General features: G+C 63.2%; 10 protein-coding genes. 5 read left to right on the top strand and 5 right to left on the bottom strand.

Annotation, left to right across the window (positions count from 1 at the left end):
* Positions 1-12: 12 nt before the first annotated feature.
* Positions 13-1,803: an acyclic terpene utilization AtuA family protein gene (locus MA884_RS09755; protein ID WP_256230295.1), complete on the bottom strand. Its 1,791-nt coding sequence runs from the start codon at positions 1,801-1,803 to the stop codon at positions 13-15.
* Positions 1,804-1,984: 181 nt separating this feature from the next.
* Between MA884_RS09755 and MA884_RS09760 the strand changes: the two genes are divergently transcribed.
* The 3 genes from MA884_RS09760 to MA884_RS09770 all read left to right on the top strand — a co-directional run bounded on the left by MA884_RS09760 (position 1,985) and on the right by MA884_RS09770 (position 4,591).
* Positions 1,985-2,608, top strand: a complete 624-nt coding sequence (locus tag MA884_RS09760; protein WP_256230296.1) for a TetR/AcrR family transcriptional regulator — start codon at positions 1,985-1,987, stop codon at positions 2,606-2,608.
* 116 nt (positions 2,609-2,724) lie between these two features.
* Complete coding sequence (locus tag MA884_RS09765) at positions 2,725-3,507, top strand: ABC transporter substrate-binding protein (protein WP_256230486.1); 783 nt, start codon at positions 2,725-2,727, stop codon at positions 3,505-3,507.
* A 70-nt stretch (positions 3,508-3,577) separates the two neighbouring features.
* Entirely contained in the window at positions 3,578-4,591 is a 1,014-nt protein-coding gene (locus tag MA884_RS09770) for a GNAT family N-acetyltransferase (RefSeq protein WP_256230297.1), read from the top strand.
* 136 nt (positions 4,592-4,727) lie between these two features.
* Here the strand turns inward: MA884_RS09770 and MA884_RS09775 are convergent, their stop codons facing one another.
* A complete protein-coding gene (locus tag MA884_RS09775; RefSeq protein WP_025212663.1) occupies positions 4,728-5,276 on the bottom strand; it encodes an RNA polymerase factor sigma-70 in 549 nt (182 codons plus the stop codon).
* Between the two features lie 324 nt (positions 5,277-5,600).
* On the opposite strand from MA884_RS09775, the gene MA884_RS09780 reads away from it, so the two are divergent.
* On the top strand, positions 5,601-18,587 hold the full coding sequence (locus MA884_RS09780) for a non-ribosomal peptide synthetase (RefSeq protein ID WP_256230298.1): 12,987 nt from the start codon (positions 5,601-5,603) through the stop codon (positions 18,585-18,587).
* Between the two features lie 217 nt (positions 18,588-18,804).
* Complete coding sequence (locus tag MA884_RS09785) at positions 18,805-19,611, top strand: alpha/beta fold hydrolase (protein WP_256230299.1); 807 nt, start codon at positions 18,805-18,807, stop codon at positions 19,609-19,611.
* 123 nt (positions 19,612-19,734) lie between these two features.
* Here the strand turns inward: MA884_RS09785 and dsbG are convergent, their stop codons facing one another.
* From dsbG to dsbD, 3 genes are read right to left on the bottom strand one after another with little or no spacing between them, the layout of a single operon-like run.
* The gene (gene dsbG / locus MA884_RS09790; RefSeq protein ID WP_256230300.1) at positions 19,735-20,502 is read right to left on the bottom strand and encodes a thiol:disulfide interchange protein DsbG; all 768 of its coding nucleotides are present in this window, start codon (positions 20,500-20,502) and stop codon (positions 19,735-19,737) included.
* A complete protein-coding gene (locus MA884_RS09795; protein WP_256230301.1) occupies positions 20,478-21,347 on the bottom strand; it encodes a TlpA disulfide reductase family protein in 870 nt (289 codons plus the stop codon). The genes dsbG and MA884_RS09795 overlap by 25 nt, the downstream gene beginning before the upstream one ends.
* Entirely contained in the window at positions 21,347-23,074 is a 1,728-nt protein-coding gene (dsbD, locus tag MA884_RS09800; protein WP_256230302.1) for a protein-disulfide reductase DsbD, read from the bottom strand. The genes MA884_RS09795 and dsbD overlap by 1 nt, the downstream gene beginning before the upstream one ends.
* Between the last annotated feature and the right edge of the window lie 129 nt (positions 23,075-23,203).

The following is a 23,203-nucleotide window of genomic DNA, read 5'->3' on the forward strand; positions in this document are numbered from 1 at the left end:
GGCGATCGTTCTTTAATTGACCTGATCGGCGATGCTTTGTGGCACCGGTATCTGGATCTCCAGCAATTGCTGAGCGAACGCCTTGCCCTGCGGGTCGATGCGCAGGCTGGCGACGCCACCGCCGCCAAGGGCATTTTCCAGTACGAAGTTCAGGCTGTGGGTGCCCGGCAGATACCAGCGTTCGACGCGCCCCAGCAGTGGGTCGAGCACATGACTCATCCAGTCGACCAGCACCTGGGGCGTCAGCGCCTCGGCGATCCACGGCAAGTATTCGGGAGCCCGGGCGATTACACCGATGTTGCTGTGGTTGCCCTTGTCGCCGGAGCGCGCCACTGCCAGTTTGACCAATGGCACGCTGGCGTCAGCCCGGCCTTGGGGTTTGGGCAGGTCGGGAGCGACGGGCAAGTCGCGGGTTTGCAGCGCTTTGACGGCGGGCAGCAGGCAAGGATGCCGCTGCCCATCGTGTTCGATTTCGAGACGGCAGGTGGACTTGTCGATCAGGAACGAGAACAGGCGAATCAGCGGATACACCGTCGGACGACCGCCCAGCAGCCCCGTCAGCCCAGGGGCCATGCCGGTGGCGGCCGGGGCGATCTCCCTGGAAAACAGGATCAGCGCCTGTCTGTCGGGGTGGCGTACTGCCAATTTGATCACCACTTCGCGGCTGTCCTGGCGTTGGCCGTGCGGCCCGTAAGTGGCTTCGCTGCCCAGAAGCTCGATGTTCACCTCGCTGTAGGGCGCCCAGCCGCGCAGGCTGAACATCTGCGAAGTCCTGGCGATGATTGCCTCGCTGACCCGTTCGGCCTTGGCTACCGCATCGACGCCGGCGATCAGGCACAGGGCGGTGCAACGAAAACCGTCGGCCCAGGTGGCGCAGACCTTGTATTGATCAGTGGGCGGCAGGCCCTTGGCACCTTGGACGCGCACGGCGTGTTTGCCTTGCTGGATCAACCTGACCTGGCTGAAGTCGCAGATCACGTCCGGCAGGAGATAGCCTTGGGGGTCGCCGATTTCATAGAGCAGTTGTTCGCCGACCGTCAGCGGCGTGACCAGCCCGCCGGTGCCCTCGGCCTTGGTGACGATGAACTTGCCATCGGCGCTGACTTCAACGATGGGAAAACCGATGTGCTCGTAATCCGCTACCTGCCGCCAGTCGGTGAAATTCCCGCCCGTGCATTGGGCACCGCACTCAATGAGGTGGCCGGCCAATGCGGCCTGGGCCAGTTTGTCGTAGTCGTGCCAGGCCCAGCCAAACTCATGCACCAGGGCCGCGCTGACCACGGCGCTGTCGACCACCCGGCCAGTGATCACGATGTCGGCTCCCAGGCGCAAGGCCTCGACAATGCCGGGGGCACCCAGGTAAGCGTTGGTGGACACGCACATCGCTGGCAGGGGCGCGCCACTGAACATCTCGGCGATGCCCTGCTTGGCGAGCCGTTTGAATTGCGGTTGCAGGTCGTCCCCCAGCAGCACCGCGACCTTCAAGGGCACGCCGGCCTTGTCGCAGGCCGCTTGCACAGCGGCGGCGCAGGCCTGGGGGTTGACCCCGCCGGCATTGCTGATGACGCGGATCCCGCGTTCATGCAAACGATGAAGCTGCGGCGTGAGCACTTCGATGAAGTCCGTGGCATAGCCGCCCAGAGGGTCTTTCATGCGCGCCCCGGCCATGATCGACATCGTGACCTCGGCCAGGTAATCGAACACCAGGTAGTCCAGTTCGGCGCCTTCGACCAGTTGCGCCGCAGCGGTACAGGTATCGCCCCAAAAGGCGCTGGCGCAACCGATACGTATCGTTTTTGGCATGGCGCTCCCTCCGGCCGACGTCGCCCGAGACTACCAAGCAAGCGCTTGGTTTGTAAACGACCGCCGGTTCTTCGATCCAAGCGCTTGCTTGGGTGCCCCGGCCAGCTTAAATTGCCCGCGCCACCTCGCCGGTTCCGCAAGCGTGGCCCCACGTTGATCGATCGACTGTAGGAGAGAATGGGTGGATGAGCAAAAAGCCCTGAACGTGATGCGTGAGCTGGTCGATAACGGGCAACTGACCGATCCGGACAGCGCTCGCGGCAAACTGCTCCAGACCGCCGCCCATCTGTTTCGCAACAAAGGGTTCGAGCGCACCACGGTGCGCGACCTGGCGAGCGCGGTGGGCATTCAGTCGGGCAGCATCTTTCATCATTTCAAAAGCAAGGACGAGATCCTGCGGGCGGTGATGGAAGAGACCATTCGCTACAATACGGCGTTGATGCGCGCGGCGCTGGCCGAGGCCGATAGCGTGCGCGAGCGGGTGCTGGCGCTGATCCGCTGCGAATTGCAGTCGATCATGGGCGGCAGCGGCGAGGCCATGGCGGTGCTGGTCTACGAATGGCGTTCGTTGTCCGAGCAAGGGCAAAGACAGGTGCTGGCTTTGCGTGATATTTATGAGGCGCTATGGCTCGAGGTTCTTGGGCAGGCCAAGGACGCTGGGTATATTCGCGGCGACGTGTTCATCACCCGTCGCTTCCTGACGGGCGCCTTGTCCTGGACCACTACCTGGTTTCGCGCCGAGGGCAGCCTGAGTCTCGATGAATTGGCCGAGGAAGCGTTGATTCTGGTGTTGGAAGAAAAATAAAAAGGGGCAGCAATGCCGTGGCCGCGCGGCGGGCCAGGTGTGATATGCATTGAAATGCCTGGTGATTAACGGATGAACAATTTTCTGGGGAGTGAGGTGTCTTGACGTTTTCGACGATGGGAATAGCCTCGCGTGTCTTGCTGGCCGCGTTTGTCGCAGTGTTCGTACTGCCGGCAACGGCTGCGCAATTGGTCCGTATAGGCGCCGCGCATTTTCCACCCTATACGGTGCGTCCTGAAAATGGCGCGGATACCGGTTTACTGCCGCAGTTGGTCGAAGCCTTGAACCGGTCCCAAAGCGACTATCAATTCGTGCTGGTTCCGACGTCGATTCCACGCCGCTTCAATGATTTCAAGCAAGGCCGGGTCGATATGGCCATTTTCGAGAACCCGGACTGGGGCTGGAAGGATGTGCCTCATACCGCGGTAGACATGGGCCTGGAGGATGCGGAAATCTTCGTTGCCCAGACTCAACCGGATCGTCAGCAAGACTATTTCTCTGATCTGAGGGGCAAGCGCCTGGCCCTGTTCAACGGCTACCACTACGCCTTTGCCGAATTCAACGCCGACCCCAAGTTCCTGACCGGCCAATACAATGCCACGCTGACGTATTCCCATGACAGCAACCTGCTGATGGTATTGCGCGGGCGTGCGGACATCGCGCTGGTCACCCGTTCGTACCTCATCGATTACGTGCTGCGCAATCCTGACGTCGACCCTCAACTGCTGATATCCGAACGTATCGATCAGATCTACCACCATTTCGCGCTGATCCGGCCCAAAGCGCCGATCTCCGGCGAAGCGTTCGCGCGGTTGCTGCAAAAGCTGCGGGACGACGGTCAGATGCTGGCGATTTTCAAGCCCTACCAGATACAACTGGTGCCCACGCACGATCATTGAGCGGGACACTAAATTTTCCCGCCTGGCTCACGTCACACGTTGACTACCGACGACTACGTGAGCCCCGCCCATGTCCAACCTCAAGCACCCGACGACGCTGCCTTTGCCCGGCGGTGGCCGTCTCGGCGCCGATGAAACCGAACGCCACCTGAGCCTGCTGCTTGAGGGTGCGCCGCTGATCCGGCTGCGCCTGGAGCGTGGCACCGAGCTGCATGTGCATTTGCAGGAAATCAACGATCGATCCGTTGGCCCGGCGCTTTGGGCAGCCTGCTATTGGTTGTTCGCCCGCGACCCTGAATGCCGGTGCTTGACCTGGCATCTGACCGAGCGCCCCGGTGAAGCCTTGCTCAGCGGACTGCTGAGGCCCAGCGAGTGTGTCGACGAGTACATCTGCGAGCGCACTATGTTCTGGCAATTGCCGCAACCCTGGCTGGGGGAATCGTTCAACGGCAGCTACCCGCAACAGATGATCATCACCGATGGCAAGCGTCATCCGCGCCGGCCCATGAAGCCGCGAGGCGAGGTGTATCGGCGCTTCGATGCGCGCCTGGGGGCTTGGGTGTCCTTGCGCACCCTGGAAATCGAACAGGACCTGACGCGCTTCAACCGCTGGCAGAACAGCCCTCGAGTGGCGAGTTTCTGGCAGGAGGAGGGCAGCCTGGAACAGCATCGCGAGTATCTGAGCAAACTGCAACGCGATCCCCGGGTGCTGACCTTGATTGGTTGTTTCGACGATCAGCCCTTCGCCTATTTCGAAGCCTATTGGGCCAAGGAAGATCGGATCGCGCCGTTCTATGACGCGCACAATTATGATCGCGGCATTCACATGCTGGTGGGCGAAGAGCAACACCGCGGCCCGCACAAGGTGGCGAGCTGGCTGTCGGCGCTGGTGCATTACCTGTTTCTCGACGACCCGCGCACCCAGCGGGTGGTGGCCGAACCCCGGGCCGACAACACCCGGATGATCGGTCATCTGCACAACCAGTGTTTTCACTGCGAAAAGGAATTCGATTTCCCCCACAAGCGCGCGGCGCTGATGATTCTGGGGCGCGAGCGATTTTTTGACCGGTGTGGGTTGATGTGAGGTTGTAAGCCCCTAGGGCCCCATCGCGAGCAGGCTCGCTCCCACAGGGATTGCGCGCAACACAGACTTTGTGAGCACGCAGATCCATTGTGGGAGCGAGCCTGCTCGCGATGAGGCCCGAAAAATCACTGCAAAATCACCGCCGGGCGAACGTATCCCCGCGAACCCCCGAGACCTTGCGGCAATGCACCAGGGCGTCGCGGATCATGAAGTTCACCAGGGTCGGCGAGACGCCCAGTTCCTTGGCGATATCTTTCTGTGGCACGCCGTGCAGGCGGTACATCTCGAAGGCATAACGGGTGCGGCTGGGCAGTTCGGTGAGCGCGTCGGCGATGTGCTCCAGCGTCGAGAAATTGATGTGTGACGTTTCTGGCGACGCACCCTGGATCACCACATTCAAACCTTCCTCTTCCGGCCCCGAGTATTTCTGTTCCAGCGCCTGCTTGCGGTAATGGTCGATCGCCAGGTTGCGCACGATCTGAAACAGGTAACTGAGTTGAGCCTTGAAGGACGAGGTGATCTGGGGCGCCGATTGCAGCCTGAAAAATGCATCTTGCACCACGTCTTCTGCCCGGGACCGGCAACCGGTGATTCGTGCTGCGATCTTGACCAGGATCATCCGGTTATCGACGAATGCCTGAAGTAGCGGTGAGTCGCACCTGCTTGTGGATACTTGTTCCGTCATGGAATTCACCTTGCTGCAAAAAGTTAGCAGGACGAAGGATTTGCCCGACTCGTCCTACATATCGAGCGACAAATTAGGATGAATGATAATGATTGTCAATTGAGAAGAAGAATTATTGATATTGAAAAGTCCAGCGTGAGAACTGCGACCCGTTGCCGCGGTGGTCTGCCTTCCGGTGGGCCTGGAACAAGAGGTTGCTGACTAATTATTTGCCGGTGGTATCCGTTCTCAGGGATGAAGGTTTCGGGCCGCAGTCCCGATGCCATACCGCATTCCGCAGGCCACCAGATACCATTAGCAAGCCGCATTCAGGCAGGAAACCTCATGACCGACGCGTTCGAACTCCCCAGCACCCTGGCTCATGCCCTTCAGCGCCGCGCCGCGTTGTCGCCGGACCGTGTGGCCTTGCGCTTCCTTGCCGACGTCCCGGAGCAAAGTGTTGTACTGAGTTATCGCGACCTGGACCTGCGTGCCCGGACCATCGCCGCCGCCTTGCAGGCCGAAGCGACGTTCGGCGACCGTGCGGTATTGCTGTTTCCCAGTGGCCCGGACTACGTCGCGGCGTTTTTTGGCTGCCTTTACGCGGGTGTGATCGCGGTGCCGGCCTATCCGCCGGAGTCCGCCCGTCGCCATCACCAGGAACGCCTGCTGTCGATCATCGCCGATGCCGAACCGCGCCTGCTGCTCACCCGCAGCGATCTGCGCGAGCCGCTGCAAGCCATCGAGTCGGCCCCGCCCGTGCTGTGCGTCGATACCCTTGATCCGGTCCGCGCCGGGCAATGGGTGCAGCCGAACCTGCAGGACCATGACATCGCTTTCCTGCAATACACCTCCGGCTCCACCGCATTGCCCAAGGGGGTGCAAGTGAGCCATGGCAACCTGGTGGCCAACGAATTGTTGATCCGTCAAGGCTTCGGCATCGATCTGAACCCTGACGATGTCATCGTCAGCTGGCTGCCGCTGTACCACGACATGGGCCTGATCGGCGGCCTGTTGCAGCCGGTTTTCAGCGGGGTGCCCTGCGTGCTGATGTCGCCCGCGTACTTTCTGGCCCGGCCGTTGCGCTGGCTGGAAGCGATCAGCGAATACGGCGGCACCATCAGCGGCGGCCCGGATTTCGCCTATCGGCTGTGCAGCGAGCGGGTCAGTGAATCGGCGCTCAAACGCCTCGACCTGAGCGGCTGGCGCGTGGCGTATTCAGGCTCCGAGCCGATCCGTCTCGACAGCCTGGAACGCTTTGCCGAGAAATTCGCGCCGTGCGGCTTCACGCCGGACAGTTTCATGGCCTCCTATGGCCTGGCCGAAGCCACCTTGTTTGTCGCTGGCACGCCGCGCAATCAAGGCATTCCGTCGTTGCGGATGGACGACACGGCACTGGCGCAGCACCGTGCCGAGCCAGGGCAGGGCAGTACGGTGATGAGTTGCGGCGTGAGCCAGCCCGGGCATGCGGTGCTGATTGTCGAGCCCAACACGTTGCAGCCGCTGACTGACAACCGGATCGGCGAAGTCTGGGCCAGCGGGCCGAGCATTGCGCATGGCTACTGGCGAAACCCTGAGGCCAGCGCCAAGACATTCGTCCAGCACGCTGGCCATACCTGGCTGCGCACCGGCGACTTGGGTTTCCTGCGTGACGGTGAGCTGTTCATTACCGGCCGCCTGAAAGACCTGTTGATCGTGCGCGGTCATAACCTCTACCCCCAGGACATCGAGCAAACCATCGAGCGGGAAGTGGAAGTGGTGCGCAAAGGCCGGGTGGCGGCGTTCGCGGTCAACGATGGCGGCGAGGAAGGTATCGGCATCGCGGCGGAAATCAGCCGCAGTGTGCAGAAGATCCTGCCACCTGAAGCGTTGATCAAAGCCATTCGCCAGGCAGTGGCCGAAGCCTGTCAGCAAGCGCCGAGCGTGGTGGTGTTGCTCAATCCGGGCGCGTTACCCAAGACCTCCAGCGGCAAGTTGCAACGCTCGGCGTGCCGGACCCGATTGGTCGACGGCAGTCTCGACAGTTATGCGCTGTTCCCGTCAATCGAGGTTGAAGCAGGCCCTGAAGCCCGCTCGTCATCGCCGTTGCAAACATTGATCGGCCAGGTCTGGTGCGAGCAGTTGCAGATTGAACAGGTCCATGGCGACGATCATTTCTTCCTGTTGGGCGGTAACTCCATCGCCGCCACTCAAGTGGTCGCGCGCCTGCAAGAAAGGTTGGGGCTGGCGCTGAATCTGCGCTTGTTGTTTGAAGCGCCGACCCTCGCAGGGTTCACGGCAGCGGTGAGCAATCAGCAGCAGGCAAGTGCCGAGGCCCAAGGCGTGATCAGCCCATTGCCGCGCCACGAAGCATTGCCACAATCCCTTGCCCAGAATCGTTTGTGGATCACCTGGCAACTGAATCCGGCGAGCCGCGCCTACAACATCCCATGCGGCTTGCACCTGCGCGGTGAGTTGGACGAAGACGCACTAAGGGCCAGTTTCCAGCAACTGCTCGAACGCCACGAAACCCTGCGCACACGATTTCTGGAGCGCGATGGTATTGCTCTGCAACAGATCGATCCGGCCGGTGAGCTCAAGCTGCGAGTGATCGACCTCAGCGACCTGCCCGCCGACCAGCGCGAAGTCCGGGCGCGGCAGATGCGTGACGACGAAGCGGCGCTGCTGTTCGATTTGCAGAAGGGGCCACTGTGGCGGGTCACCTTGCTGCGTCTCGATGAGGGTGACCATCAATTGTGGGTCACGCTGCACCACATCATCGCCGACGGCTGGTCGATGAGCGTGCTGATCGATGAGTTCTCGCGGTTGTACGCTGCTGCATGCCAAGGGCAGGTCGCCGCACTGGCGCCGTTGCCGTTGCAGTACGCCGACTACGGCAGCTGGCAGCGCCAGTGGTTGGCTCAAGGGGAGGCCGAGCGGCAACTGACGTACTGGAAACAGCAACTGGGCGACGAACATCCGACCCTGGCCCTGAACACGGACCATCCCCGCAGCGCTCAGCACCAGCGCAGCGCCGCCCGCCATAGTCTGCGTCTGGACAAAGGCCTCGGCGATGCCTTGCGTCGAGTGGCCCAGGCCCACGATGCAACCCCCTTCATGCTGTTGCTGGCGGCCTTCCAGGCGCTGTTGCAGCGTTACACCGGCCAGTCCGACATCCGCATCGGCGTGCCCAACGCCAACCGTCCACGCCTGGAGACCCAGGGGCTGATCGGCTTTTTCATCAATACCCAGGTGCTGCGCGGGCAGGTCGATTCGCGCCAGTCGTTCGCCGCGTTGCTGGCCCAGGCCCGGGAAACCACGCTGGGCGCCCAGGCCCATCAGGACCTGCCGTTCGAACAACTGCTCGAAGCGTTCCCTCAGGCGCGCGAGCAAGGTCTGTTCCAGGTGATGTTCAACCATCAACAGCGAGACCTGAGCGCCCTGCGTCGTTTGCCGGGGTTGGCGGCAGACGAGTTGCCGTGGCACAGCCGCGAAGCCAAGTTCGACTTGCAACTGCACAGCGAAGAGGAGCGCAACGGCCGGCTGACGCTGTCGTTCGACTATGCCGACGAACTGTTCGAGGCGGCGACCATCGCGCGGTTGGCGGTGCATTACTGCAACCTGTTGCACGCAGTCTGTGCCGATCCGCAGCAGGCCATCGGCGATGTGCCGTTGTTGAGCGCCGATGAATACACCCAACAGCACCAGTGGGGCGCGGCCCCGTGCGCGCCAGCCCGCCAATGGCTGCCGGAACTGCTGAACGAGCAGGCCCGGCGCACGCCGCAACGCACTGCGCTGCTGTGGGACGATGGCCGCCTGGATTACGCCGAGCTGCACACCCAGGCCAATCGCCTGGCCCATTACCTGCGCGACAAAGGTGTCGGTCCGGACGTGTGTGTGGCGATTGCCGCCGAGCGTTCGCCGCAGTTGCTCATCGGTGTGCTGGCGATCCTCAAGGCCGGCGGCGCCTATGTGCCGCTGGATGCCGATTACCCGGCCGAGCGCCTGGCCTACATGCTCAAGGACAGCGGCGTCGATCTGTTGCTGAGCCAAACTGCATTGCTTGAACGCTTGCCCCTCTGCGAGGGCGTCAGCGTCATCGCCATGGATGCGTTGCACCTGGAGCAATGGCCGAGTAACCCGCCGGGCTTGCACCTGGATGGCGATCACCTGGCCTACGTGATTTACACGTCCGGCTCTACCGGCCAACCCAAAGGCGTCGGCAACACCCATGCCGCCCTGGCCGAGCGCCTGCAATGGATGCAGGACACTTACGGGCTGGACGAAACCGATGTGCTGATGCAAAAGGCGCCGATCAGTTTCGACGTGTCGGTATGGGAGTGTTTCTGGCCGCTGATCACCGGCAGCCAACTGGTTCTGGCCGGCCCAGGCGAACACCGTGACCCGCACCGCATCGCGCAGTTGGTCCAACAATTTGGCGTGACCACGCTGCACTTCGTGCCGCCGCTGCTCAGCCTGTTTATCGACGAGCCCCTGAGCGCCCGCTGCACCAGCCTGCGCCGGGTATTCTGTGGCGGTGAGGCCTTGCCGGCCGAACTGCGCAACCGCGTGCTGGCGCAGCTGCCGTCGGCGCAATTGCACAACCGGTATGGCCCGACCGAAACCGCCATCAACGTCACCCACTGGCATTGCAGCGTCGCCGACGGTGAGCGCTCGCCCATCGGTCGGCCGCTGGGCAATGTGTTGTGCCGCGTACTCGACAGTGAACTCAATCCGGTGCCCGCCGGTGTGCCGGGCGAATTGTGTATCGGCGGCCTGGGGCTGGCTCGGGGTTACCTCGGGCGTCCGGGGTTGAGCGCCGAGCGCTTTATCGCCGACCCGCTGGGCGTGGCGGGCACGCGGTTGTATCGCACCGGTGACCGGGCGCGCTGGAGCGCCGATGGCGTGATCGAATACCTCGGCCGTCTCGACCAACAGATCAAGCTGCGCGGCTTCAGGGTCGAACCGCAGGAAATCGAAGCGCGACTGCTGGCCCAGGACGGCGTGGCGCAAGTGGCGGTGCTGGTACGCAAGACCTCGGCCGGCCCGCAACTGATTGGCTATTACACCGCTTGCGATGTCGCGCAAGATCAGGACCGCCAAAACGCCCGACTCCACGCCGCCCTGGCCGCCGAACTGCCGGACTACATGGTGCCCGCGCAATTGCTGCGCCTGGACGCCATGCCGCTGAGCCCCAGCGGCAAACTCGACCGCCGTGCCTTGTCCGAACCGCAATGGCAAGTGCGTGAACATGTCGAACCGGTCAGTGCCCTTGAGCAGCAAGTCGCTGGCATCTGGCGCGACGTGCTGGGGCTCGACCGCATCGGTCTGCGGGACGACTTTTTTGCCCTGGGCGGCCATTCGTTGCTGGCGACCCAGATCATTTCCCGCACCCGCCAGGCCTGCGACATCGAGCTGCCGTTGCGCACCTTGTTCGAGGCCAGTGAGCTGGGCGCGTTCGCCGAACAGGTGCGCTTGATAAAGGCCCGCGGCCAGACCAACCGGCAACCGCCGATCGAGAAAGCCGATCGCAGCCAACCGGTGCCGTTGTCTTATTCCCAGCAGCGCATGTGGTTCCTCTGGCAAATGGAACCCGACAGCCCGGCCTACAACGTCGGCGGCATGGCGCGGTTGCGTGGGGTGCTGGATGTCGGGCGTTTCGAAGCGGCGTTGCAGGCGTTGGTCCTGCGTCATGAAACCCTGCGCACCACCTTCCCCAGTGTCGATGGCGTGCCCCGGCAACAAGTGCGTGCCAACACCGGCCTGCGCATGGGCTGGCAAGATTTCTCAAGGCTGGCTGTCGATATTCGCCAACAGCGGGTGCAGCAGTTGGCCGACAGCGAAGCCCACAAACCCTTCGACCTGGAGACCGGGCCTTTGCTGCGGGTTTGTCTGGTCAAGACCGCCGAGCAGGAACATTACCTGGTGCTGACCCTGCACCACATCGTCACCGAAGGCTGGGCAATGGATATTTTCGCCCGGGAACTGAGCGCGCTGTACGAAGCCTTTATCGACGACCGCGAATCGCCGCTGGAACCCTTGCCGGTGCAATACCTGGACTACAGCGTCTGGCAGCGCCAGTGGCTGGAGTCTGGCGAGCGCCAACGGCAACTGGACTACTGGACCGCGCAACTGGGTCGCGAGCACCCGTTGCTGGAATTGCCGGGCGACCGTCCGCGTCCGCCGGTGCAAAGCCATCGCGGTGAATTGTTCCGATTCGACCTCAGTGATGAACTGGCCGCCCGGGTCCGCGCTTTCAACGCGCAACAGGGCTTGACCCTGTTCATGACCATGACCGCCGCCCTGGCCGTGCTGCTTTATCGCTACAGCGGCCAGACCGACCTGCGCATCGGCGCGCCAGTGGCCAACCGCATCCGTCCGGAAAGCGAAGGGCTGATCGGTGCGTTCCTCAACACCCAGGTGCTGCGCTGCCAGCTCAATGGGCAGATGTCAGTGGCTGAGTTGTTCGAGCAGGTGCGCCACACCGTGATCGAAGGTCAGTCCCATCAGGACTTGCCGTTCGACCATCTGGTCGAAGCCCTGCAACCACCGCGCAGTGCCGCGTATAACCCGCTGTTCCAAGTGATGTGCAATGTGCAGCGCTGGGAGTTCCAGCAGAGCCGCACGCTGGCCGGGATGAGCGTCGAATACCTGGCCAATGACGCCCGGGCCACCAAGTTCGACCTGAACCTGGAAGTCACTGATCTGGACCATCGCTTGGGTTGCTGCCTGACCTACAGCACCGACCTGTTTGACGAACCGCGCATCGCCCGCATGGCCGGGCACTGGCGCAATCTGCTGGAGGCACTGCTGGCCGATCCGACCCAACGACTGAGCGAGTTGCCGTTGCTCGATGCCCGCGAGCAGCAACAGATGCTCGACAGCCTGGGCGTCGAACCTGGCGAACACCGCCTGGATCAATGCATCCATCAACTGTTCAGCGAACAGGCCCTGGCCCGCCCCGACGCACCGGCCCTGACCTTTGCCGGGCGGACCCTGACTTACGCCGAACTCGAACGCCGTGCCAACCGCCTGGCCTGGAGGCTGCGCGAGCGCGGCGTCGGGCCGCAGGTGCGGGTGGGCCTGGCCCTGGAGCGGTCGCTGGAGATGGTCGTTGGCCTGTTGGCGATCCTCAAGGCCGGCGGCGCCTATGTACCGCTGGACCCGGAGTACCCGCTGGACCGTTTGCATTACATGATCGAAGACAGTGGCCTCGGTCTGCTGCTCAGCGACCGGGCGATGTTCCAGGCCTTGGGCCCATTGCCGGCCGGTGTGGGGGGCTGGTGTCTTGAAGACGATAGCGCGGCCCTGGCCGGCTACCCGGACCAGGCACCGCCGCTGATCAACCTGCCGCAGCATCAGGCCTACCTGATCTACACTTCCGGCTCCACCGGCAAGCCCAAGGGCGTGGTGGTGTCCCACGGTGAAATCGCCATGCACTGCCAGGCAGTGATCCAGCGTTTCGGCATGCGTCCGGACGATTGCGAGCTGCATTTCTATTCCATCAACTTCGACGCCGCCACCGAGCGCCTGCTGGTGCCGCTGCTCAGCGGCGCCCAGGTGGTGCTGCGCGCACAAGGGCAGTGGGACGCCGAACAGATCTGCGGGCTGATTCGCGAGCAGCGCGTCAACATCCTCGGCTTCACCCCCAGCTACGGCAGCCAGTTGGCGCAATGGCTGGCGACCCAGGGACAAACCCTGCCGGTGCGCATGTGCATCACCGGTGGCGAAGCCCTGACCGGCGAGCATTTGCAACGCATCCGGGTGGCGTTCAAGCCGAGCCTGTTCTTCAACGCCTATGGCCCGACCGAAACGGTGGTCATGCCGCTGGCGAGCCTGGCCCCTGAGCAACTGGAGGAGGGCGCGGCCAGTGTGCCGATTGGCAGCGTGATCGGCGCCCGGGTGGCCTACATCCTCGATGCCGACCTGGCCCTGGTGCCCCAAGGCGCCACCGGGGAGTTATACGTCGGCGGCGCGGGATTGGCCCAGGGCTATCACCAGCGTCCGGGCATGACCGCCGAACGTTTCGTCGCCGATCCGTTTGCCGCCGATGGCGGACGGCTGTACCGTACCGGCGACCTGGTGCGCCAGCGCGTCGATGGTCAGGTGGAATATCTGGGGCGGGTCGACCATCAGGTGAAGATCCGCGGTTTCCGCATCGAACTGGGGGAAATCGAAACCCGTCTGCTGGAACATGACGCCGTGCGCGAGGCGGTGGTACTGGCGCTCGATATGCCCGGCGGCAAGCAACTGGCCGGCTACCTGGTGACCGACGTCGTCGAACAGGACACCGAGCAACAAGCGGCCCTGCGCGAAGCGCTGAAGAGTCACCTAAAAGCCCAACTGCCGGACTACATGGTGCCCACTCACCTGACCTTGCTGGCGAGCATGCCGCTGACCGCCAATGGCAAGCTCGACCGCCGTGCCTTGCCGATGCCGGATCCGGAACTCAATCGCCAGCATTACCTGGCACCGAGCAATGCCCTGGAGCAGACCCTGGCGGCGATCTGGTGCGAGGTACTGAACGTGAAGCAGGTCGGCCTGAACGACAACTTTTTCGAGCTGGGTGGCGACTCGATCCTGTCCATCCAGGTCGTCAGCCGAGCCCGGCAACAGGGCATTCACTTCACGCCCCGCGACCTGTTCCAGCACCAGACCGTGCAGTCTCTGGCCAGTATTGCCAGCCACAGTCAGCCGGTGAGCGCCGAGCAGGGGCTGCTCGCCGGTGAGTCGGCGCTGACGCCGATCCAGCATTGGTTCTTCGATAGCCGGATTGCCAACCGTCACCACTGGAACCAGGCGTTGTTGCTGGAACCGGCCATTACCCTGCAACCGCAAGCGCTGGAACAGGCACTGCGTAGCGTTCTCCAGCAGCACGATGCGTTACGCCTGGGCTTTGCCGAAACCGCCGGGCGCTGGCGCGCGGAGCACTGGCCATTGCCCGACGCGGCGCTGTTGCGGCAGGTGGACGCGGAGAGTGAACAGGCCTGTGAAACGGTGTTTGCCCAGACGCAGCGCAGTCTGAATCTGTCGAGCGGGCCTTTGTTGCGCGCGGTGCTGGCGCAGTTACCCGATGGCCGACAACGACTGCTGATCGTGATCCATCATCTGGTCGTCGATGGCGTGTCGTGGCGGGTGTTGATGGATGACCTGCAAACGGTCTACCGCCAGATCAGCACCGGGCAAACCGCACACCTGCCGGCCAAGACCAGCCCGTTCCGGGATTGGGCCGCGCGCTTGCAAGCCTACGCCGGCAGCGAGTCCCTGCGCGAAGAACTGAGTTGGTGGCAAGCGCGGTTGAGCGGCCCGGAGGTGGCGCTGCCCTGCGCCCGTCCTGACGGCGGGCTTGAGGAGCGTCACGCCGAAACCGTCAGCGTGCGGCTGGACGCCGAGCGCACCGGGCAACTGCTGCAACAGGCCCCGCGCGCCTACCGCACCCAGGTCAATGACCTGCTGCTCACCGCCCTGGCCCGGGTGCTGTGTCGCTGGAGCGGCCATGAGTCGGCGCTGATCCAGCTCGAAGGGCACGGCCGCGAGGCGTTGTTCGATGACATCGACCTGACCCGCACGGTGGGTTGGTTCACCAGCGTTTATCCGCTGCGCCTGAGCCCGTCAGGTGAGGACTTCAGCACCTCGATCAAGGCCATCAAGGAGCAACTGCGCGCGGTGCCCCACAAGGGCCTCGGTTACGGCGTGCTGCGTTACCTGGCTGACGCCGCGACGCGTCAGGCGATGGTTGGCCTGCCGCAAGCGGCCATCACTTTCAACTACCTGGGGCAGCTCGATCAGACCCTGGGCCACGACGCGCTGTTCCAGCCGCTGGACGCTGCGTTGGGCGCGATCCACGACCCCGACGCGCCGCTGCCCAATGAGCTGAGTGTCGACAGTCAGGTCAGCGGCGGTGAGTTGGTGCTGCGCTGGACGTTCAGCAGTGAGCGGCACGACCGCCAGGCCATCGCTGCGCTGGCCGATGCCTACCTCAATGAGCTGCTGGGCCTCATCGAACATTGCCTGACGGACACGGCGGGCGGCCTGACGCCTTCGGACTTCCCCTTGGCGAAACTGACCCAGGCCCAGCTCGACAGCCTGCCGGTGCCGGCCGCGCAGATCGAAGACGTCTACCCGCTGACACCGATGCAGGAGGGCATGCTGCTGCACACATTGCTGGAGCCGGGCACGGGCCTGTACTACATGCAGGACCGCTACCGCATCAACAGTGAACTGGATCCGCAACGTTTCGCTCAAGCCTGGCAAGCCGTGATCGCGCGTCACGAAGCCTTGCGCGCGTCGTTCTGCTGGAATGTCGGCGAAGAGATGCTGCAAATCATCCACAAGCCCGGCAGCACGCCAGTGGATTATCTGGACTGGTGTGAAGTGCCCGAAGACCAGCAGGACGCCAAACTCCAGGCGTTGCTCAAGCGCGAGCGCGAGGCCGGTTTCGATCTGTTGAACCAGGCCCCGTTCCACCTGCGGCTGATTCGGGTTGGCGCGGCGCGTTACTGGTTCATGATGAGCAACCACCACATCCTGATCGATGCCTGGTGCCGTTCGTTGCTGATGGAGGACTTCTTCGAGATCTACACCGCCCTTGGCGAACACCGCGAGCCGCGACTGGTCGTGCCGCCGCGTTATCGCGACTACATCGGCTGGTTGCAACACCAGAGTCTGGCCGAAGCGCGGCAGTGGTGGACGCGCAACCTGCAAGGTTTCGAACGGACCACGCCGATTCCCGCCGACCGGCCGTTGCTGCGCGAACACGCCGGTGACAGTGGCGGCATGATTGTCGGCGACTGCTACACCCGCCTCGATGTTCGCGACGGTGCCCGGCTGCGGGAACTGGCCCAGGCTCATCAACTGACGGTCAACACCTTCGCCCAGGCCGCGTGGGCGCTGGTGCTGCGGCGGGTGAGCGGCGATCGGGACGTGCTGTTCGGCGTTACCGTGGCCGGGCGTCCGGTGGAACTGCCGCACATGCAACGCACCGTCGGCCTGTTCATCAACAGCATCGCCTTGCGAGTGCGGATGCCCGACGATCATCAGCGTTGCAGTGTGCGCCAATGGCTCAGTGAATTGCTCGACAGCAACATGCAATTGCGCGAGTACGAATACCTGCCGTTGGTGAGCCTCCAGGAAGTCAGCGAACTGCCCAAGGGCCAACCGTTGTTCGACAGTCTGTTCGTGTTTGAGAACGCCCCGGTGGAAGTTTCGGTGCTCGATCGCGCCCAAAGCCTCAACGCCACCTCGGACTCGGGCCGCACCCACACCAACTTCCCGCTCACGGCGGTCTGCTACCCGGGGGATGACCTGGGGCTGCATCTGTCCTACGACCAGCGTTACTTCGATGAATCCACTGTCCAGGGCTTGCTGGGTGAGTTTAAGCGCTTGCTGCTGGCGCTGATGGACGGTTTGCACGGTGACATGGCCGAGCTGCCGCTGCTGGGTGCCGAGGAACAGGACTTCCTGATCGACGGCTGCAACCAGAGCGAGCGTGCCCATGCGCTGGAGCAAAGTTACGTCGAGCTGTTCGAGGCCCGGGTCGCGGCCCATCCGCAACGGGTGGCCGCCACCTGCCTGGACAGGACGTACAGCTATGCCGAGTTGAATGCATGCAGCAACCGCCTCGGCCATGCCTTGATCGCCTCCGGCGTCGGTCTCGATCAACCGGTGGCGCTGCTGGCCGAGCGCGACCTGGACCTGCTGGGCATGATCATCGGCAGCTTCAAGGCCGGTGCCGGTTACCTGCCGCTGGACCCGGGACTGCCGAGTCAGCGTCTGAGCCGCATCATTGAGCTGAGCCGCACGCCGCTGCTGGTCTGCACCCAGGCCTGTCATGCCCAGGCGCTGGCGCTGCTGGACGAATTCGCCTGTTCCGGGCGGCCGAAGTTGCTGGTGTGGGAAAGCGTCCAGGCCAGCGATGTTTCGCTGCACAACCCCGGCATCTACAGCGGCCCGGACAACCTGGCGTACGTGATCTACACCTCGGGCTCCACCGGGTTGCCCAAAGGCGTCATGGTGGAACAACGCGGCATGCTCAACAACCAGCTCAGCAAGGTGCCGTACCTGGCCTTGAGCGAGACTGACGTGATCGCCCAGACCGCCTCCCAGAGTTTCGACATTTCCGTGTGGCAGTTCCTCGCCGCGCCGTTGTTCGGCGCTCGGGTGGACATCGTACCCAACGTCATCGCCCACGACCCGCAAGGGCTGCTCGAGCATGTGCAACGCCAGGCAATCACGGTGCTGGAAAGCGTGCCGTCACTGATCCAGGGCATGCTTGCCCAGGAACGTATCGGCCTGGACGGCCTGCGCTGGATGCTGCCCACCGGTGAAGCGATGCCACCGCAGCTGGCCCATCAATGGTTATTGCGTTACCCGGACATTGGCCTGGTAAACGCCTATGGCCCGGCGGAATGCTCCGATGACGTGGCGTTCTTCCGGGTCGACATGGCCTCGACCGATGGCAGCTACCTGCCGATTGGTACGCCCACCGACAACAACCGTTTGTACTTGCTCGATGGTGCGCTGGACCTGGTGCCGCTGGGTGCTGTGGGCGAGTTGTGCGTGGCGGGCACCGGGGTAGGGCGCGGTTATGTCAGTGACCCCTTGCGCACAGCTCCGGTATTTGTGCCCAACCCGTTTGGTGCGCCAGGGGAGCGCTTGTACCGCACTGGCGACCTGGCGCGGCGTCGCCGCGACGGCGTGCTGGAGCACGTCGGACGCATCGATCATCAGGTGAAGATTCGTGGTTATCGTATCGAACTGGGGGAAATCGAAGCGCGGTTGCATGAGCAGCCCGAGGTGCGCGATGGGGCGGTTGGGGTGCAGGAAGGCGCCAATGGCAAGCATCTGGTGGGTTATCTGGTCGCGGCCGACTCGGCACTGAAGCCGACCGAGCGCCTGGAGCGCATCAAGCAACGCCTGCGGGCCGAACTGCCGGAATACATGGTGCCGCTGCACTGGCTGTGGCTTGACCGCTTGCCCCTCAACGCCAACGGCAAACTCGACCGCAAGGCCTTGCCGGCCCTGGAATTCGGCCAGTTGCAAAGCCAGGACTACCAGGCGCCAGGCAATGAGCTGGAGCAGACCCTGGCGGACATCTGGGCCCAGGTGCTCAAGGTCGAGCGGGTGGGTGTACGAGACAATTTCTTCGAACTGGGCGGCCATTCGTTACTGGCAACGCAAATCGCCTCGCGGGTGCAAAAGGCCCTGCAACGCAACGTGCCGCTGCGGGCGATGTTCGAGTGCAGCACGGTGCAGGAACTGGCCGACTACATCGACGGGCTGGCGGCGAGCGAAATCACTGAGGAGAAGGTGGATCGGTTGAATGATTTGATGGCGCAGTTGGAAGGGTTGTAGTTCTGCGGCGTCTATAGAGGCCCCATCGCGGGCAAGCCTTGCTCCCACAGGGATTAGCTGTGAACAGCGCATCTGTGCAAGAGCAAAAATCCTGTGGGAGCAAGGCTTGCCCGCGATGGCGTCATTACTAAACCGCAAAGCCCAGGATTGACGCCTCGCCCTGCACAGCTCAGTCTCCCCAAGGCTTTTTTTCCCCACTCAATCAAAGAGGTCGCCAATGCCTTTTGTAACCCTTGACGGACAACCCCTCCACTATCTGGACCAAGGCCAGGGCCCGGTGGTGCTGCTGGGCAGCAGTTACCTGTGGGACCACACCATGTGGGCACCGCAGATCGAGGCATTGTCCCGGCATTACCGGGTGATCGCCCTGGATTTGTGGGGCCACGGCCAGTCCGGGCGTTTGCCTGAGGGCATGACGTCACTGGACGACCTGGCCCGCCAGGCACTGGCGTTGATGGACCATCTGGACGTCGATTGCTTCAGCCTGGTAGGGCTTTCGGTGGGCGGGATGTGGGGCGCACGGCTGGCGCTGATGGCGCCCAAGCGGCTCGAGGCGTTGGTGCTGATGGACACTTACGTGGGGGTCGAGCCTGAGCCGACTCGCCAGTATTACTTCTCGTTATTCGACACAATCCAAGCCAGCGGCAGCATCCCCGAGCCGTTGCTGGACATTGTCGTGCCGATCTTTTTCCGGCCGGGCATTGACCCGCAGTCACCACTCTACCAGCAGTTTCGCGCCACACTGGCCGCACTGCCGACCGAGCGGCTGCGCGACAGCATCGTGCCGCTGGGGCGGATCATTTTTGGTCGTGACGATATCCTGCCGCGCCTGCCTGGGCTGAATGCCAGGCGTACGCTGGTGATGTGCGGCGACCAGGACAAACCGCGACCACCGTCCGAGGCAATGGAAATGGCTGAGCTGATCGGGTGCCCGCATCTGCTGATTCCAGAGGCGGGGCATATTTCCAACCTGGAAAACCCGGAATTCGTGACCCAGGCCTTGCTGGAGTTTTTGCGCAGTTGACCTGACGCCATCGCGAGCAGGCTCGCTCCCACATTTTGATCTGTGCCTGACGCTGATTTTTGCCGTCGCCACACATCCCCTGTGGGAGCGAGCCTGCTCGCGATGAGGCCCTCTGAGTCGATGTCACTTCGGCCCGAGAATCTTCACCAGCTTGTCCGGCGACGGCGCGCCTTGCTGCTGTTGCAGTTCGCCCTTGTCATCCAGGTAGAAAATCGCCGGGGTGGCGGACAGTTCCAGCTCTTCCATCAATTGCAGGTTGGCGTCCAGTTTTGCCTGGATGGCCGGCGGTATGTTTTTGAGGGGTTTGAGCGCGCTGCCCTTGCCGGCTTTCTCATGGTTTTCCAAGGCTTTCTCAGGATCCTTGGCCGCCAGTAATGCGGCGGATTTTCCTGGGCTGTCTTCGCGGATGATGCCCACCATGATGTGGCGCAATTGCACCTTGCCGGCCTTGACCCATGGCCGTGCCTGTTCCCAGAACATGTTGCAGTACGGGCAGTTCGGGTCACTGAACAGGTAGACGGTGCGCGGCGCGTCCTTGCTGCCGTCGGCGATCCAGTTACTTGTTTCCATCTTCCCCCAGATGGCCTTGGCCATCGGTGCATAGACGAGCTTTTGCAGCGGTTCGGCGCTCAGGTCCTTGCCGTCGGCGTCGTACAAGTTGCCCAGTAAAACGTGCTGGCCATCGGGTGTCAGGTACAGCGCCATCCCACGATTCTGGTATTGCGCCGCATAACCGCGCAACCCGTCCGGTGCGTCGAAAGTGCCGACGATTTTCGCGCCTTTCGCTTCGATCTTCTTGATGGCCGCAGGCAGTTCTTCGGCCTGCAGCAGCGGTGCCTGCGACAGCGCGGCGGCGACGGCCAGGGTCAGCAGGTGGCGGAGGCGGGACATAGCGGTTTCCTTGTGGCGGGGTGGGACGCCGTGGTCGAACCCGGCGTTTCAAAGTTTTCCAGGGCGCGGGCCAGGCTCGCTTCCGACAACTCGCCCAGGTGACTGCCCAGCAGGCGGCCATCGGCACTGTAGAACAGCGTCGTGGGCAGGGCCATTGAACCAACGGCTTGACCGAGCCGCCCACTGCCATCAAACAGTACGTTGTCCAGGCTCAAACCCTGGGTGGCAAGGAAAGTGCTGACGCTTTGCATGCTTTCGGCCTGGTTGACGAACAGGAACGTCAGGTCCGGGCGCTGCTGCTGGGCCTCTTCCAGTACGGGCATTTCGCGCCGGCAGGGCGGGCACCAGGTGGCCCAGAGGTTGATCACCAGGGGGCCGCCCTGGTAGTCGGTGAGTTTCACCGTCTCGCCGTCGGCGTTGCGCAGGTTGATTTCCGGCATCCGGGTGCCTTGTTCATAGATCGTCAACGACATAGTCGCCACCAACCAGAACAGCAGGCCGCTGCCAACGCCGAAACCCAATGGTCGGCGCAAGGCAGGTCGCTGTCGGCTCCACAGCAATGCGCCAATCACCAGCGCGACGATCCCCGGCCAGGCCAGGAAACCGCCGTCGCGCAGGTCGACGATCTGCCACAGGTCATCCTGGTAATGGGTCCAATAGGCGGCGACAAACCCGATCCGCGCGGCCAGAATCCCCAGCAAGAACAGCACGAACAGTACCGATTCAGGGTTCTCGCCACCGCGCTTGGCTACTCGCCAGCCGACAAAGGTGGCCAGGGCCAGCGCGCTGATCAGCAACAAATGGTTAAGCGCAATGGCAAAAGTGCCCAGGGTAAACGTCAGCATCAGCGTGCATTCCGGGTGATGTTCCAGCGCTCCAGGAATTCCTTGGCATTGACTTCCCCGGTGATCCGCTGGCTGCGCCGCTCTTGACCGTCGGCGCCAATCCACAGCAGGCTCGGTGGCCCCGGCACTTGATAGCGGCCCAGCAGTTCACGACTGGCGGCATTGTCGGCGGTGACGTCCAGACGCACCAGGCGTACGTCTTTCAAGGCGTCCAGCACTTCGGCGCGGCCGAACACCTGTTTTTCCATGATCTTGCAGGACACGCACCAGTCGGCGTAGTAGTCCAGCATGACCCATTGGCCCTGGGCCTTGGCCGCATCCAGTTCCCGTTGCAGCGCGGCAGGCTCGTTGACCGTGATAAAGGCATCATGGGCGCTGACGGCCGAGCTTTCCGAGGTGCCGGCATAGACCTCCAGGGGCTGGAAGAAATCATCGCCGCCACCCGCCGCGCCGATCACCAGCAGGCTGCCCCACAGGCCGAACAGCAGCGACGCGCTGCCGCACACATAGGCTGTGCGACCGAAACCTTCGGTCTGGCGCCAGGCGCTATAGGCGGCAATCAGCAGCAGCGTGCCCCACAGGCCGATCCACAGCGAGCCGTCAATGACCGGGCGAATCATCAGGATCGCGGTGCCCAGGAACAGAAAGCCGAACACGCCCTTGAGCACATTCATCCAGGCGCCGGGCTTGGGCAGGAAACGATTGCCCACGGTCACCAATAGCAACAGCGGCAGGCCAATGCCGACGCCCATGGCGAAGAGGATCAGCCCGCCGTGTAACGCATTGCCGCTCTGGGCGATGTACAGCAGCGCACCGGCCAGCGGGGCGGTCATGCACGGGCCCACCAACAGGCCGGACAAGGCTCCGAGAATGCCGGCGCCCACCAGGCTGCCGCCGCGGCGCTGGCGTCCGGCGCTTTCCAGGCGGTCGCGCAGGGCGGCGGGCAGCTGCAGTTCGAAGAAACCGAACATGGGTAGCGCCAGCACCACGAATATCGCCGCGAAAGTGCCCAGCAGCCACGGTTGCTGCAGCAGGGCCTGAAGGTTGGCCCCCAGCAGCGCGGCGATTACGCCCATGGCGGCATACACCAGGGCCATGCTGATCACGTAGCTGATGGCCAAGGCCAATCCACGCCGGGGACCGGCGCCGCTGCCCACCACCACCCCGGCCAGGATCGGCAGCATGGGCAGTGAGCACGGCGTAAACGCCAATAACAGGCCCAGGCCAAAGAACACCAGCAGGCTCCAGCCCAAGGCCCGTTGTTGCAGGCCGCTGGCCAGGGCCTGGTCCGGCGCCTCACCATTGGCGACCGCCGGTGCATCGCCACCGAGGTCCACCACCTGGGTCTGCGGCGGATAGCACAGGCCCGCGTCGGCGCAGCCCTGGAAACCGACCTTGATCTTGCCGGTGGCGCCGGCGGGAATCTTCAGTTCCAGCGCCTGGCGATACACCTGTTGATCGCCGAAAAACTCGTCGCTGTGGGCTTCACCTTCCGGCAACTGCGGCTTCTGCGCCTGGGCAAGACCATCGAATTTGAGTCGCTGCTGATACAGGTAGTAGCCGTCGGCAATCTGCCAGAACAACTGGGTTTCACCGGAGTCCAGGCGTTCGGAGGTAAACACGAAGGCCTTTTCAACCGGCAGGAAATCGGTTTTGGTCTCGAAGGGATTGGCGGCCTGGGCCAGGCCCGAGATCAGCAGCAGCCACAGCAAAAACAATCGACGCATGGATAAAGCCTTAGAACGGAGCAAGTGGAATGCACGATGGCGACTGGCGATTAACCGTCGATTAACCCGGCGACGATCGGCAGGTAGCAATGATCGCCCATGTTTGCCGTACTCGTCGCATAATGTCGG

The sequence above is a fragment of the Pseudomonas sp. Q11 genome (genome assembly GCF_024494355.1).
Taxonomy (GTDB): domain Bacteria; phylum Pseudomonadota; class Gammaproteobacteria; order Pseudomonadales; family Pseudomonadaceae; genus Aquipseudomonas; species Aquipseudomonas hefeiensis.